The organism is Exiguobacterium sp. s78 (genome assembly GCF_018618985.1).
Lineage (GTDB): Bacteria > Bacillota > Bacilli > Exiguobacteriales > Exiguobacteriaceae > Exiguobacterium_A > Exiguobacterium_A abrahamii.
Genome location: NZ_JACSNB010000001.1, coordinates 1,596,048 through 1,610,840, shown reverse-complemented (window position 1 = coordinate 1,610,840; position 14,793 = coordinate 1,596,048). Strand labels below are relative to the sequence as shown.

General features: G+C 48.7%; 18 protein-coding genes. 12 read left to right on the top strand and 6 right to left on the bottom strand.

The features are described from left to right. Nucleotides 1–22: 22 nt before the first annotated feature. The 3 genes from KNQ18_RS08445 to KNQ18_RS08435 all read right to left on the bottom strand — a co-directional run bounded on the left by KNQ18_RS08445 (nucleotide 23) and on the right by KNQ18_RS08435 (nucleotide 2,209). Nucleotides 23–823, bottom strand: coding sequence for an SMI1/KNR4 family protein (locus KNQ18_RS08445; protein WP_215084493.1), 801 nt, complete (start codon nucleotides 821–823; stop codon nucleotides 23–25). 105 nt (nucleotides 824–928) lie between these two features. Next, nucleotides 929–1,510 (bottom strand): DUF1643 domain-containing protein, encoded by a 582-nt coding sequence (locus KNQ18_RS08440; RefSeq protein ID WP_215084491.1) that lies wholly within the window; start codon nucleotides 1,508–1,510, stop codon nucleotides 929–931. 15 nt (nucleotides 1,511–1,525) lie between these two features. Then, nucleotides 1,526–2,209 carry a lytic transglycosylase domain-containing protein gene (locus KNQ18_RS08435; protein ID WP_050677055.1) on the bottom strand — a complete coding sequence of 228 codons (684 nt, stop codon included), beginning with the start codon at nucleotides 2,207–2,209 and terminating at the stop codon, nucleotides 1,526–1,528. 107 nt (nucleotides 2,210–2,316) lie between these two features. Here KNQ18_RS08435 and KNQ18_RS08430 point away from each other — a divergent pair, with 107 nt between their 5' ends. The 8 genes from KNQ18_RS08430 (at nucleotide 2,317) to KNQ18_RS08395 (ending at nucleotide 9,522) form a co-directional block, all read left to right on the top strand. Continuing rightward, on the top strand, nucleotides 2,317–2,991 hold the full coding sequence (locus KNQ18_RS08430; RefSeq protein ID WP_215084489.1) for a CPBP family intramembrane glutamic endopeptidase: 675 nt from the start codon (nucleotides 2,317–2,319) through the stop codon (nucleotides 2,989–2,991). Nucleotides 2,992–3,138: 147 nt separating this feature from the next. Continuing rightward, entirely contained in the window at nucleotides 3,139–3,561 is a 423-nt protein-coding gene (locus KNQ18_RS08425; RefSeq protein ID WP_055967405.1) for a hypothetical protein, read from the top strand. A 303-nt stretch (nucleotides 3,562–3,864) separates the two neighbouring features. Continuing rightward, nucleotides 3,865–4,545, top strand: coding sequence for an ABC transporter ATP-binding protein (locus tag KNQ18_RS08420; protein ID WP_215084487.1), 681 nt, complete (start codon nucleotides 3,865–3,867; stop codon nucleotides 4,543–4,545). Continuing rightward, nucleotides 4,542–5,360, top strand: coding sequence for a hypothetical protein (locus tag KNQ18_RS08415; RefSeq protein WP_214769482.1), 819 nt, complete (start codon nucleotides 4,542–4,544; stop codon nucleotides 5,358–5,360). The genes KNQ18_RS08420 and KNQ18_RS08415 overlap by 4 nt, the downstream gene beginning before the upstream one ends. A 12-nt stretch (nucleotides 5,361–5,372) precedes the next feature. Beyond that, on the top strand, nucleotides 5,373–6,443 hold the full coding sequence (locus tag KNQ18_RS08410) for a hypothetical protein (RefSeq protein WP_214769484.1): 1,071 nt from the start codon (nucleotides 5,373–5,375) through the stop codon (nucleotides 6,441–6,443). Nucleotides 6,444–6,497: 54 nt separating this feature from the next. Beyond that, a complete protein-coding gene (locus KNQ18_RS08405) occupies nucleotides 6,498–7,379 on the top strand; it encodes an ATP-binding cassette domain-containing protein (RefSeq protein WP_215084485.1) in 882 nt (293 codons plus the stop codon). Further along, on the top strand, nucleotides 7,376–8,428 hold the full coding sequence (locus KNQ18_RS08400) for a hypothetical protein (RefSeq protein ID WP_215084483.1): 1,053 nt from the start codon (nucleotides 7,376–7,378) through the stop codon (nucleotides 8,426–8,428). Before KNQ18_RS08405 ends, KNQ18_RS08400 begins: the two co-directional genes overlap by 4 nt. Continuing rightward, the gene (locus KNQ18_RS08395) at nucleotides 8,425–9,522 is read left to right on the top strand and encodes an ABC transporter permease subunit (RefSeq protein WP_215084481.1); all 1,098 of its coding nucleotides are present in this window, start codon (nucleotides 8,425–8,427) and stop codon (nucleotides 9,520–9,522) included. Before KNQ18_RS08400 ends, KNQ18_RS08395 begins: the two co-directional genes overlap by 4 nt. 90 nt (nucleotides 9,523–9,612) lie before the next feature. Here the strand turns inward: KNQ18_RS08395 and KNQ18_RS08390 are convergent, their stop codons facing one another. From KNQ18_RS08390 to KNQ18_RS08380, 3 genes are all read right to left on the bottom strand, one after another. Continuing rightward, nucleotides 9,613–10,506 carry a hypothetical protein gene (locus KNQ18_RS08390; RefSeq protein WP_149427138.1) on the bottom strand — a complete coding sequence of 298 codons (894 nt, stop codon included), beginning with the start codon at nucleotides 10,504–10,506 and terminating at the stop codon, nucleotides 9,613–9,615. 89 nt (nucleotides 10,507–10,595) lie between these two features. Then, nucleotides 10,596–10,802 (bottom strand): DUF2922 family protein, encoded by a 207-nt coding sequence (locus KNQ18_RS08385; RefSeq protein ID WP_029341392.1) that lies wholly within the window; start codon nucleotides 10,800–10,802, stop codon nucleotides 10,596–10,598. Nucleotides 10,803–10,838: 36 nt separating this feature from the next. Beyond that, the gene (locus KNQ18_RS08380) at nucleotides 10,839–11,066 is read right to left on the bottom strand and encodes a DUF1659 domain-containing protein (RefSeq protein ID WP_023467919.1); all 228 of its coding nucleotides are present in this window, start codon (nucleotides 11,064–11,066) and stop codon (nucleotides 10,839–10,841) included. Nucleotides 11,067–11,134: 68 nt separating this feature from the next. On the opposite strand from KNQ18_RS08380, the gene KNQ18_RS08375 reads away from it, so the two are divergent. The 4 genes from KNQ18_RS08375 (at nucleotide 11,135) to KNQ18_RS08360 (ending at nucleotide 14,758) form a co-directional block, all read left to right on the top strand. Next, a complete protein-coding gene (locus tag KNQ18_RS08375; protein ID WP_231884689.1) occupies nucleotides 11,135–12,130 on the top strand; it encodes a potassium channel family protein in 996 nt (331 codons plus the stop codon). Between the two features lie 69 nt (nucleotides 12,131–12,199). Further along, a complete protein-coding gene (locus KNQ18_RS08370; protein WP_064300103.1) occupies nucleotides 12,200–12,892 on the top strand; it encodes a hypothetical protein in 693 nt (230 codons plus the stop codon). 59 nt (nucleotides 12,893–12,951) lie between these two features. After that, nucleotides 12,952–13,365, top strand: a complete 414-nt coding sequence (locus tag KNQ18_RS08365; protein WP_050677067.1) for a hypothetical protein — start codon at nucleotides 12,952–12,954, stop codon at nucleotides 13,363–13,365. A gap of 49 nt (nucleotides 13,366–13,414) precedes the next feature. Further along, nucleotides 13,415–14,758 (top strand): S8 family peptidase, encoded by a 1,344-nt coding sequence (locus KNQ18_RS08360; protein ID WP_214804612.1) that lies wholly within the window; start codon nucleotides 13,415–13,417, stop codon nucleotides 14,756–14,758. The last annotated feature ends 35 nt before the right edge of the window (nucleotides 14,759–14,793 follow it).

Below are 14,793 nucleotides of genomic sequence, written 5' to 3'. Positions count from 1 at the left end.
AATACTGGCTTTATGGTTGAGGTCAGAACTCTTCGTCTATCTCTTCATCCATCCAAGATAGCAAGTCTTCTGCATCGAGATCGTCACCTTTACTGAGGATCAAGGTCGTGACGTCATCTCGTTTCTGTTCTAACAACTCCGGGTTGTTCGTCAAGACTTCCATGAGGTAATACGCATAGGAGTCGAGGAAATCAGGCTGGTCGTTTCGTTCGATCAGTGTCATGAACGCTTCGATGAGTTCTTCCTGTTCTTCATCGAGAATCATCCAGTGGGAGTAGGCGAGAAGTTTTTCGTTTTCGTCATCTCCACGGAGAATGTCCTTGATTTCAGGTAACGTCAGAAATACGACATCCGGCATGACGACTTCCGGAACATCGCTACTCAGCTTCGTTAACCACTCGTCATATGTCGCCGCGACGAAATGGGTCGTCTCATCCGAAATATCGAGGCACCAGACAGTCGGCTCAGCAGCTTCCGTGAAGTGGAAGTACCAAAAATAGCTCCCTTCTCCTTCCGCGAACATCATGACGTTTCCTTCGACATCCCATTCCCTGAGGACCGACAATTCGTCCAGATACCGTTCGAATGTCAATGACGTCATGGAGCGGAGTGGGAGGTGCAATTTGCTTTCTGCGTCCGACCATGTATTCTTGAACTCGACCATCACGGCCATAGCTTCTGGGGCACCACCGTTTTGTTCCTGGATTTGTTCGAGGTAACGGACGGGGAGTCGACCGTTAACGGCTTGCTCGATTCGTTGAATGTCTGTTTCTTTGACTGAAATCATCGTTTCTTCTTGTAACTCTTTATCCCAAAATGGCATCGTATGACCTTCCTTGCTATGTAGTATGTAGACCTTGATTATACGCGAAGCTGATGGAAAAAGTTTCAAAAAAAGACCCTATCCGTTATGGAAGGGTCCATTGTGTCATTTACGACGCAACTTTTTCGCTTTTTGTTTCATGTCGTTGTACGTGATCATCGGGCTATCGTCCATCGTCAAGCGCAGATGGTTCGGTTCACCTTTGTTCGTGATGCCGGAGCAGTACAAGATGTCGGCATATTCATTGAATAGATCCTCGTAAGCCGGCAGGTGGTGCATCAGTCGACCAGGCGATCCCCAGCCACAGAGGACGACGCCATTTTTCGCTTTGACCTCAGCAAGTGTCTTCGCGACGAATTCATAGTTCGTCTCATCGAAGCTCGCTTGCGCGAACGGCAGATCCTCGCTGACGAGCAGGTCCGGCATCAAACTGATGATGTCATATTGTTTAACAGGATCACTGACATACTTCTTCATCAAATTGTACGCACGTTGTGTCGTCGTTCCAGAGAGAAAGGCGTCCGTCGTCCGTGGTGTGTAGATTAAAGCGGCGACGTGCGTCCCTTCTGGGATGTCGTCAAAGATGTAGCTGCGTAAATAGCGTTTCGTCTTGTCTCGATCAAACGTCGTCTGGACGCGGATCGACGATTCCTCAATCAAGAGTTCGGAAGAATCGGCTGGTGTCATGGGTGGTGCCTCCTTTTAATTGGTCAAACGTGAGCTGATGCGAAGGAAGAATGCGAGTGTCTTCTTCTTGAGGTCGAGATCGTTCGCATCGATCGCCTCGACGTGTTGCTGGTAACGATCATATTGGGCGAGCACGTCAGAAACATATTGTTCACTGCGATTGTATTCAAACAGTGCTGTCGCGAGCGTGTCTCGGTCGGATGTCTCTTCGACATCGTGTTGTTTCAGGTATTTCGCTGCCGTGTGGGCGCTGTCGACGAGACTCGTCGGATCGGCTTTCCCGTCGCCGTCCGCGTCCACTCCGAGACCACCATATTTCTCGATGGCTTCCGGATCTGTCACGTCGATGCCGTCATGCTCGATGTCACCGAGCGACGTGCCACCTTCGTATCCCCAACCGACCCATGTTTTCGGCATGAATTGGAACGGACCGATGGCGCCAACGGACGATTGCATCGCTGACGAGTTTGAGAAGATCGTCTCGACGCGATGGATGGAGGCGAGCAACTTCCAGTCGATGCCGTAACGTGCCGCGGCTTGTTCGTAGATGTCGATGTTCTCGGCAGGTACGCCATGCTGTCCATAATACGTACGATACATTTCATTTTGAACACGTTCCCGATTTTGCCAGTAGATGAAGCTACTGACGATGAGGGCGAACAGTACGAACAAGATGCTGATTCGAAAAACTTTTCGCATGTTGTTCTCTCCTCTATATAGGATTCCACTGAATGGTATCATATTTTAGTAGGGTCTAATAGCACTTTCTGTGACGGGAGTGTGGAATCAAAAAAGGAGTCGAAGTCATGTATCTCTTCGTAAATGGTTTATTACTCGGGTTGCTCGTTGTCCTTTCGATCATCGCAGCGGTCCGTCCGGTCGATTTGACGATCGTCCCCCGCAAGGAATTCTACCCCTCGATGGTCCAGTCGAGCGGAATCTTATGTCTGTTGCTCGTCGGTGGAACGCTGATTAGCGGTACGCTATTGCCGGAAATCGGCTTGACGTTTTTTGTCCCAAGTGGACCAGTCTGGTACGCGACGATCGGACTGATCGTCTTTCTTTGTATCATCTTGCTTTTGACAGCGACCGTTCCAGCGTTTCGCAAACGTTTGTTGCCGCTCTATCAAAGTGAAGCGGAGCGACTGATTCTGCCGCGAACGAAAGAGGAGCGGACCGGATTCCAAATGGTCGCGCTAATGGCAGGGGTGACGGAAGAGTTGATCTATCGCGGGTTTCTCTTCCATACGCTTGGATTATTTTTACCGTTTTCTGAAGTCAGCTTCGTCTGGATCGGTGCCATCCTGTTCGGGATTGCCCATCGCTATCAAGGGTGGTTCGCGATTCTCGTGACAGGACTGATCGGAGCGGGATTCGGCTACTTGTATCTAGCGCTCGAAACGCTCTGGCCGCTAATCATCATCCATGTCTTGATTGACCTCGTCGCCGTCTACGTTTACAAGGACGATGTTAATTCCTGACATCGTCAAAAAGCGTTGAATTTGGTAGACTGAATGTCAAGCGAAGTCATCGTTTAAATTGGTCAAGTTGACGGTTGCAGAACAGGTCAAATGACAGGTAGAATGAGAGGGTAAACGCTTACACATCAAAAGGAGATGGATGAAACCATGCGAACGATCACTTCCACTGGCGAGCGAAAGAAGACGAGTTGGACATTGAATATCGGCAATCAGCCACATTTAATGATGGATGGTGTGACAGAACAAACGCTTGATGCCGAACAACGTGTCATCTACGACGAATTTTTGATTCCGACGACGGACACTTTGATTCATCGGTTTAAAGCCCGCTTCCCGAACCATCTCTGCGAGAACGGGTATGATGTGTATGGCGCTGCCGCTTTTGACGAACAGGTCGTCGAACTGATCTCGAATTGGTTCATCGAGCTGGTCACCGTCTTAACAGCGATGCAGCGGACGAAAGGCATTCAGCATGTCCAGATTGAAGGCGGTGTCGCAAAACGGACCGACTTCTTACCGACCGTGCGTCGGACATGCCGGGCACTGGAGTCAACGATTGATATTTATTGAAACACCAGTCACGTGTTCAGAGAGGTCGTCCATTAGGGCGTCCTCTCTTTTTTTGTTCATCTCGAATCGTTTTCCTGGGAAGTGATTTCGAGTGAACAAATCGCTCTCCTTTCTTCCGGTCATAAAAAGTAGAAACGAAGTCGAAATACTCGCGGAGTCGGACATTTTTGTCCGGCTCCTTTTCATTTTCTGGATGATAGCAGGAAAAAACAGGTTGACGCTAGACTGTATGGCATGTACCATACAGTTAACAGATGTACTATTGTCTTAATACAATGGTGATAATGAAGGAGGGAAAGTCTAGTGCTTGAAGTGAAGGGGCTACAAAAGCGATACGGACGAAAGAAGCACGTCTTGCGTGACGTGACGTTCTCTGTCGGTCTAAACGAAGTGACATGTCTGATCGGCTTGAACGGGGAAGGGAAGTCAACGATTTTAAAAGCGATACTCGGTCTGATTCCGGTAGATGCCGGGACGGTGACGGTCGACGGTAAAGCGTCGCGCGACCAGATCGCGTTCGTGCCTGATCTCCAGACGATGCCGAGCTACATGACGATCGGACAAGCGCTCGCGTATATGGCGGATCATTATCCAGATTGGAATCAAGAGACAGCGGAACGGTTGCTGCAGACGTTCCAGCTGTTTACGACGGATAAAATGGCGAACTTATCAAAAGGGAACAAGGCGAAGTTCAATCTCGTCTTAGGATTCGCCCTCGATCGACCGTACATATTACTCGACGAACCGCTCGCAGGAATCGATCTCTTCATGAAGGAACAGATTGCCTGGATTTTCTCAAGTGAGTTCATGGAAGGACGGAGCATCCTGATGACGACTCACGAAATTGCCGAGGTCGAGCAGGTGATTGACCGAGTGTTGTTCTTACGGGACGGGAAGATCGTCGAAGTCAAAGAGACGGATGAGCTGCGCGGCCGTCATCATCAATCGGTCCAGGACCGGATGCGGGAGGTATATCAAGGATGAAACGCTGGTTGTTATTAACAAATGAAGAACTGAAACGAAGTACGAAACTACTGATGTTGTTGATTTCAGGATTGATCGTCGCGGAAATCGCGTCACTGCTCTATCAGATTTACGATTATCAAAGCACGATCGAGAAAACGATGCGTATCGATCAGATTTCAGAAATGGACGCAATTGCACAAGCAGGTGGTGCGTTGACCTTCGCACAGGCAACGGATTTTTACGATTCAATCATTGTTTTAACGATGGGGATGATTCTCTTGTTCGCGTTCTGGATTTGGTATCGCGACTGGGTGGGCGAGACGAAATACATCTACCGACTACTATTGTTACCGGGATCACGTCGGGCGATTGTTGCATCGAAAATGACGGCACTTTTACTTGTCGTTACGAGTTTGATCGGAATTCAGTGGGTGTTGTTGTTACTTAGTCGCAATCTTTACTTATGGCTATTGCCAGATGCTCAACAGGTCACAGCCAGCATCAACGAATACTCCTTCTACATGAAGTTGTTCTATACGATGTACCCAACTGACATTTTATTCATTTTACTAATGACATTCATCGTCATCTCGTTCGTCTTCATGACAGTATTACTTGAGCGGTCGTTTCGAAGAGGAAAAGCGTTCTTGATCGTCGGATTACACGGGATTGCGCTGATTGGTGGTTATATCATTTTAGGCTTAGCATTGTCAGCTATTTCAAGCAACCTGAGTCAACTGCATATGCAATTTTATTTCGGATACGTCGTACTATTAACGTTATACGTGTCATACAAAAATCTGCGGCTAGTCCAGACGAGACTATCCGTTTAAGGAGGAGACTTCATGAAGCGATATCGACAACTCCTGATCTATGGATTGATCATTTTCATAACAATCGGAAGCTACATCGGCTATACACTGTCAATCAAAAGCGCAGACTTTTCCCTCGAGACCATCAGTGGGAAATCTTCGCAAGTAGAAAATTTTAATTTACGTTTACAGACTAAAGGAATGCGTTCGACGATTTATGATGCCAATGCAAATGGAGACATCGAAAAACAGTCAAACTCTTACGTCGGACAACTATTTCGTGAAGATAGCATGGCGGATTTGCCAGACAAATATTACGAATTCACGACACAAATGGAAACGAATGTGAGTGGAGATGGACAATCAGAGTATGCGATTCAGATCAAACACAATAAATTACGATTTAAGATGTTTACGTTCAAGACCGAGGAAATGTTCGAGAAAACATTTCAGTACGATACGAAACTTGAGACGGGGATGGACTTACAAGCCAGTGTCGTTGATAAGCAGGCGATGAAGGTCTACATCCAACTTGATCGTGTCGATCAGCCCATGGAAACGAAACTCCTTGTGCTTGATTTAGCAGGCGATCGGGTCGAAGAAATCATTCTTCAAAAACCAGTAGCGCCTAAAAACGCTCGTCAATTTTTAGCGATTCACCAAAATGAAGTCGTCTACACGGAACAACCGTCTGACAGCGATGAAGAGAACACAAAACTATCTTATTTTCTCGATGACGGGAAGGTCGTTCGGTCCATCAAGGAGTTAAATCAGCAACAAATCGGGTTTACACCCTATGCGAACGGTCGTTATTTAATCGGATTCCGTCTGCCGGAAGGGGAGACGAAACGAATCGAATGGTCGATGTTCGACTTGGAAACGAAACGAGTATCCGAGCATAGTGTAAGCAGTCCGCTTGTTTTGAAAAAGATTGATTGGTTGGATTCGACGGACGAAATGAAGCTCTATCTCTCATCCGAGACGAACGAAGGATTCCAAGTATCCGTGATCGATTTAAAAAATGAACAACTGATGTACCAAGGGGAAATCAAGGATGCGAATCAGAAAAAAGGAACGAGTATCTACGATTTTGCAGTTCAATGAAACGGAGACGTCATACCGAAACCGGATGACGTCTTTTTGAAAGGATAAAATGATATGAAACTAGAAATCGAACAGTTATCAAAAATCTATCCGAATCGAAAACAAGCGTTGCAGGATATCACGTTGACGCTGGAAGCCGGAGTGTATGCCTTGTTTGGTGAAAATGGAGCAGGGAAGACGACGTTGATGAAGATTCTTGCTGGACTGTTACATCCATCGCAAGGGGGGATTCGAGTCGATGGTCACGTCGTCTCACCGCTAGAAGAGACGTACCGCGAACGAATCGGGTATTTGCCGCAAGAGACACCGCTTTACGGTGATTTCACGGCAACACAGTTTTTAACGTACTTGGCAACGGTCAAGGGCGTTCCTAAATCCGTCATCACCTCTCGCGTTGAGCAAGCCTTGATCGATGTGAATTTGCTAGAACAAAAAAATCAGAAACTTCGCCGCTTCTCAGGTGGAATGAAACGACGGATCGGAATCGCGCAACTACTGTTGAACGACCCGGACTTTTTGATCATCGATGAACCGACGGCAGGGCTTGATCCAAAAGAACGAATTCATTTTCGAAACGTCATCGCGACGTTTGCGCGAAAACGAATCGTCTTACTGTCGACACATATCGTCTCGGACGTTGGGTCGATCGCAAAGGAAATCATCCTGATGCAGCAAGGGAAGATCATCCGCCAAGCCAATCCCTATACCTTGCTCGATGAGATCGCGACCTCGATCTGGTCCGTCGATGTATCGGACGAGACATTACTCGTCTTGCAGGAGACGTACCAAATGGGTGCGATTCACCAAACACGGTCTGGTAAAAACCGCGTCCGGATCATCTCATCCGATCGACCGCATCCAGATGCGGTTCAGGAAGAGCCGCAACTAGAAGATTTATACCTTTATCACTTAGATGAACGGATGCGTGGCGCGTGATGTCGATGTTACGATTCGAATCATATAAATTATACAAATCGCTAATCGTCTGGTTGCTGTTGATCGGTATGGGAATCTTTTTCTTACCGACATTAGTGGAACCGATTGATCATGTCGTCAAGTCCCGCTATCCTTCGTTCGAAGGACCAGCGACGAAAGACGTCTTTCAGAGGATTGAGGCAGATGGCAACATCATCAATGATCCAGATACACGAATGGGAGAAGACGACATATTTTACAAGAATGAAATCTATGCTCAAATCTTACATATGGAAGAAGCGCAAATTCAGCGGCAGCAACGCCTCGACGTTTTAAAAAGCGATACGTTCGAGCAAAAGCTCGTCAATCGTATCAACGTCGCATCGATTCGCTATCACGATCCGGCGGAAATCGTAGCGACGTTCGTCAATCAATCCGGACTCCTGTTCCCGTTGATCGGACTCCTGCTCGTGACAATCAGTTATACACGTGAACGCATGACCGGAGTCGAACAGTACCAGTTGACGTCGCGGAATGGACGACATCTCTTATTACGTGCGAAATGGATGGCTGCCGTTATGTACGTGACGATCATCCATGTATTAACGTATCTTGCGACGATTTTAGTCGTCCGTTATCAACTCGGACCGATCGATTGGTCGGCACCGATGCAAGCGATGGACAGACTTGCTACAGCACCGTATCCGTTATCGATTGGTGGATATGTACTGTGTACGTTCATTTATCAGGAACTTGCCTTTGTGACGCTAGCGACAGCTATTTTATGTGCCTCGTTATTCGCGAAACAGTACAGTCACGCCTTCGTTTACGTGACGATTTTGATCGGTTTACCATTGACATATGGTTACGTCATTCCGGACGTTTTCTTCCCGGAGTTCGTGCAAGTGTTGATCTTCTTTTTCCCAAGCCGCGGCGTGCTGACGCGTGAACTGTTCCAGACAGATATACCGTTCGTCTTACCGATTTTTGTGATGCTCGTTTGGATTGTACTGATCGTCACCCTTTACGTATTCATGATGCGATCTGTCAAAAGGAGGGAGCTGACATGAGCCGCGACTTATTGAAGGTGGAATGGCAAAAGGTAAAGCAACAAAAGATGGTGTGGGTTCTCCTGTGCCTTGTGTTTATCGTCGGTCTGATTTTTTCATTTAGTCGGATGGGCTTGCCTGGAACGGAACGGACGAATGCACCGTTCGAAGGGAAATTGACGAGGGACTTCGTGCAACTGGCAACAGAAGGGGTAAAGCGTGTAACGAAGAATGGGATCACGAAAGCAGAACAGCGTGAACACGACATTTATTTGCAGATTTTGAAGGCAGACGGCCGGCATCAGTCGCAATCGCAACGTGTCGACGAATTGCGTCAAGAAGCGCGCTCTGCGACATCTGACATCAAAAAACGAAAACTCGAACAAGAAGCGTCGTTGCTTGCGAAAATCGATTATCAACACGTTGGCAACTACCGGACGCTTGATCAATTCATCGTATTTCTCGGTGTCGGAGGATTTGCGTTGCTGGCGATCGTCTTGACGTTAGTAACCGCGACGAGTTTTTCGCGCGAAGCGCAGACCGGGATGTTGCAACTGCTCTATAGCTCAAAGCATGGTCGCAAAGACGTCCTGACGGCAAAATTAGCACTCTCGATCCTGCTCGTCACTGGCATCATCCTCGTTTACAATATCGTGCAGTGGCTCTTATTTTTCCGTCAGTCGAGCGGCTGGGAGTTACCGATTCAGTTTAACTATCATGATTCTCCATATCCGTTGACATTCGGGCAACTGTATCTGCTCGCTATTTTGATGCAGTGGCTGGTCGGCATCTCGTTAGTCATGACGTTCACGTTTTTCTCGTTACTCGTCCGGCATGTCCTTGCTGTTCTGATACTCGCATCGATCTGGTTGATTGGTCCGTTCATACTTGAAAAGTTCTTTGGAGGCATCATGGCGAGCGAAACGATTCGCTCACTTCTTCTCCTGACACAAGGGCATTCATTGATGGTGTTCGTATTGTTTAGGGATTACCTCGCTGTACCGGTGTTTGGGCAACCGATTATTTTACCAGTAGTCGTCATCGCCAGTAGCATCGGGACAATTCTCTTGTTCGGCTGGGGTTGTTACAAACTGGTCTCGCGTCAGTCTGCCTAAAAAAACGCTTCGCATCGGAAAAAGTTATCCGGTGCGAAGCGTTCTTTTTTTCGTTTTGACTAGGAATCGATACGTCGTGAGGCGAAAGCATCAAGACGTGAAGTTTTTCTCTGTTGCTTTACAGGCACGCAATAAGGCATCCTTGAAAAAACGATCTTCCTGCGAAGCGAGTTGTTGTGTTGCTTCCTCGTCCCCGCGCAGGGAGCGGGCGAGCATCTGAATGACCTTGACCCAGCGCCGGACGTGATCGAGTTGCGGGCGACCCATCGCGACGTATACCGTGAACCAATCGTTCTGATCGCGGCGGATCATCCGTTGAAACAGTGATTTTGCGAGATCGACTTCTTCGGTCGTCGGGAGCTCGTTCGTCTCGAAATAGCGACGTAACGCGGCGACGGCAGTCGCATACGCTGCCTTGACGTCTTCTGACGGCTGATGTTTGCCGTAGTCGGATGTCGACAGATGAAGTAAGGCAGGTTTTTTCTCGACACCCGTGATCCAGGCGGAGATCGTCTTATTGCCCTTATAAGCTTGACGGTTCGCGACCGGGAGCTTCGCCGTGACATTACCGACTTTCCCGATCAAGGTCACTTTGTTGTTGCGATCCTGAATTTCGGTCACTTTCATCTCGACCGTATCCCCCATTTCATGAGGAATGGCTTTCGGCTGGAGCTTTTCTCCTGCCGAGAGCGGCGAACGCTTGCGGATCATCCGCAGTGCCTCTTGTTCAATCCGGTCGTCAAGCGACCAAAGATGTTCCGGTGGGACGTTGCGGAACCGGCGACGTCGGACCTTGATGTACTGGTCAAGCGCGTCAGCAGCTTGCTCCCGCGTCGATTCACCACGTGCGACGGGGCCGATGATGTCTCGGAGCGTAATGGATTCGAGACGTTCCATGATGCCTTCGAACGGGATGAGTTCCATTACGTAGAGACTACAGACGACGAGTTCGCATTCGCGAGGAGTGAGTGGGCGTTTGGCCATAAATTGACTTCCTTTCAGCTGGTTGATGTTTCTAGTATACCAAAAAAAAGCCATCGTCACGTAATCCCGTGACGATGGACTGAAAAAGCTTACAAGACGAATGCCGATTCCGAACTGTTTTGTAATTCGGCGGACGCGAGACGTGTGACACCGTTCATGAACGGGTCATGGGCGACGAACAAGTCACCGATTGCTTTGATCTCCGCCACGGTCGCATTCTCCTTCGCACCAGCGATGCGCAAGCGATACGGTTTTTTCGTCACCGTATCGAACGTCAGGACGATTGTATGTTCCATCAATGGTCACTCCTTTCATGAAATGTAGAGGATGGGTTATGCCTTCAGTAAAGCATAGTCACGGCTGATTTCCGTCAGCGCGTAGCGTCCGTCGAGTAAGCTACCGATCGATTGCCCGATCGAAGCGACGACGTCTGCTGGAAGATTCGAACGTAAGCCGTTGTAGCGGCGGCGAGCGACGACGGCATCACCGTTCGCTGTCACCTTGTCTTTACGCTCGAAGACGATGACGAGACTCGTCTTAATCTCTTCTGCTTGTGTCATGTGTATCACCTCCTTCGCCCTTATTGACAGGGGAAGAGACCGGATTGTTCGAAAGGAATGAAAAAAACATGGTCTGGTTACGTTTTTTACGAAAAGTCTCGTTTCTACGGATGCGGACGCTCGGGTATGCGTCCTTAATTTTCGTCTTCGGTGTCGCGGGCATCATGTATGCGCTTGAGCCGGAGACGTTCGGGTCCTACTTCCGCGCCGTCTACTGGACGATGACGACCGTCGTCACGGTCGGATACGGTGACTTCTTCCCGAACTCGGATACCGGTCGGATTCTGACGATTTTCGTTTTCATCTTCGGGATCGGAATCGTCGGTGGATTGATCTCAAAACTGGTCGACGGTGTCCAGTTGATTCGTAATCAAAAGGAAAGAGGGTTGTTACAAGTGAAGGAAACAGGGCATACGGTCGTCTTCGGTTACAGTCGGCGTTCGAAGCACGTCATCGAGTCATTGCTCGAACATACGGATGTCGTCCTCGTCGACGACCTAGAGCGAGAGCCATTCAGTCACCCCCGGTTCCATTACGTCTGTGGTGATCCGGCGCTGACGTCGACGCTTGAGCGAGCACACATCGAAAAGGCGGTCCGTGCGATCGTCCTCGCTGACCATTCGATTCCACCGGTCCATGCTGATGGACGAACACTGTTGATCGCTTCAAGCATCGAACGGGCGAATCCGAACATCTACACGATCGTCGAGATGATGCTTGAAGAACACCTCGATAGCTTTGAACAGGTCAAGGTCGATGAGGTATTGCTCGGTGACGAGACGATTGCCCGGATGGCGATCCTCGCGTCCCATCATCCTGGCGTAACGAAAGTCGTGACGAATCTATTAACGAAGGATGGTGAGGGAATGTTCTCGATTCCGACACGACCGGAATGGGCGACATACCGCGATGCGTTTCATGCTTTGCTAGAAGAAGGGGTGACGATTTTATCTGACGGGAAGCGGCTTGATTTGAACCAACGTCTCGACGAAACGATTCCGAAAAATGGCACGCTGATTGTCTTATGTTCGGAGGAAACCGCCCAACGAATCGGAGCAATTTAGGTCGGGCATGATTCAACTAATCTTTTTTCGGGTATAGTAAACAAATTTACTAAACGGAGGAAAAGGATTATGACACAACCACAACCAGAATGGATCCAAGAATTATTTGAGACGGTCGATCAAGGCGAAATTAAAAATGCACCGAAATTACTCTATATGGCATTGACGCTTGAACCAAGTTATTTTACAAAAGCAGTTAGTCGTTTTAATCAACGATTGGAAGTCGAACCATTAACGGACGTTTCGGAACTACTGACGGTGTATCGTCAATTCTTCCTCTCAGCTAATCCGTCAGAGGAATACTGGTCACTTGCTTGGAACGAACTCATCCAGACCCTACAACATATGATCGATCGACCAGAAGCGCAGCAATTACTTAAAGAACATGTTGATTTACTCGACTGGTGGTCAAGTGAATCCTTACTGTCGCTCCCGAGCTGGTTGACGATTTTAGATGTCGCAGAACGGATTGACGCGCTCGATCAATTTAGCAGTTATCTTCCAGATATTTTCGAGAGCTATGCGCTCGAGACAGCAAAGGATGAACCGTTCGCTCGTCTTGCCTGGTACGCACTCGCAAGCAATCAACAAGAGTTGCTTGCCCCGTACAGAGAACGGATTGAAGCCGGTTCATCGAAGGAAATTCAGTCTCTTCGTCAAGCGGATCTCGTCGATCAAATTGAAACGACACGGGTCGTTATGTTAAAGTCGAAAGATAACGAGCCGATTGAATTAACATTTGATCGAAAATGGACATTATAAATTATCGAAGAAAAAATGACACCTAGAAGCCGCACGAATCCAATCCAAGGGGTGTAGGGATGATTCACGTCAATTTACCGAGTGGTGACTATGTCGTGTTAGTAGAAATAAATCGTGAAGTGCTCCTGTGTCATTCGATTGAAGAAGCGGAACAAGCACAACGTGACCGGTATGAACTGGTCGGACGGATGAGCGAACGCTTGCCGGCAGAAGTGATTGGACCCTCGATTGCGGACTTCGTCCGCTTTTCGACCGGGTTCATCGGCGAAGAAGTAACGTGGCATGAAGATGAAGAAGCGTTCTTTTGCCAACAGTTCGAGACGTTCGACGGTTCCCCGTTAGGTGAAGATTTGACGGGTATCGATGCAACGCGTTGGCGTGCGGTCCTTGCACGCTATTATGCTTACGTGACGATCGGAAAGATCATTCCTTTTGAAGTCAGCGAAGAACCGGACGGTACGGTTCCGCTTTAGTCCAAACGATTCTTCGGTCGGCGCGTAAACAGAGAAGGGCAGGGTTCCCATGAAAAAGCAACTTGCACTACTCACGCTAGCGACAATCGTCGCCATGCCAACGTCTGCTTTCGCGCAGTCTCAATACGTACAATACGACCCAACCTTTACAGAACAACAAAAACAAGAATGGTTGGCGAATCAAGGTCTGACCGAGATCCGTGCCCTGAAACAAAAAGGATTCTCACTCGTCGAGCCCCTTGCGCACCTCGAGGAAGAAGATATCGACGCCGATTTGATTCCGATCACGGACGTCAAAAAAGCGACGGATTCTGCCCAATTCCAGCAAACGTACCTCGATCAGTCACGAATTCCGGCTTACTGGAAGTACAGCCGTGGGAAATCGGACGTTCGCGTTGCGATCATCGATGACGCGATCGATACGAAACACCGTGAGTTCAAGGATGTCATCTATAAAACGACGACGATTTCCGGGATTCGCAAACCAGATGATCACGGGACACATGTCGCGGGGATCGTCGGGGCGCGTGAAGACGGTCAAGGAATCGTCGGTGTCGCTTCGGGTGTCAAACTGATTGGGGCGGACGTCTTTGACGGAGAATATGCCGGGTCGATCGATATCGGCGACGGTATTCTGTATGCCATCGAGCAAGGGGCAGATGTCATCAATCTGTCGCTCGGACAATATGAATACGATCCGTATATGGAGTCCGCGATCAAAAAAGCAGAGGCGAAAAACATCCTCGTTGTCGGCGCAGCCGGGAACGACGGGAAGGGGAAAGTCCTTTTCCCAGGCTCAATGAGTCAAGTCGTTGCCGTCGGATCAGTCGGGACGCTCGGTCGTGCCTCGACGTTCTCGAACTACGGTAAAGGACTCAACATCATGGCGCCGGGTGAAGGGGTTTACTCGACGATCGTCGGGAATAAATACGGCTACTTGGACGGAACGTCGATGGCGACACCAGTCGTCAGCGGTGTACTGGCACTCGCGAAATCGAAGAATCCGTTCGTCTCGAATACGACGATGCGCAGTAAGTTATATGCCGCAGCGACGAAAAAATCAGGCGATACGAAGTCGCATTACGGGACGGGTCGCTTGAACGCCGGAATCTTGGCGACGTTACCGGCACCGATCTCAAAGATCTCGTTGCCGTCAACGGTCAAGCCGAATCAGCTGTTTTCATTCTATTTCGATGAGTACGCGAGTGCGAAGACGACGACAAGTCTCTATAAGGACGGGAAGGTCGTCAAAACGTTCACGCAATCGAATTTAAGAAATGGAACCCATAAGTTTACGTATAAGTTGAAAGACAAGGGGTCTTACAAGCTCGTCTTTACGACGACAGGCGGACGCCATACGCGGACCGTCGAACGCTTGCTGACCGTCAAATAAAAAAAGCGCCTCCCACTTAGTGAGAAACGCTGTAC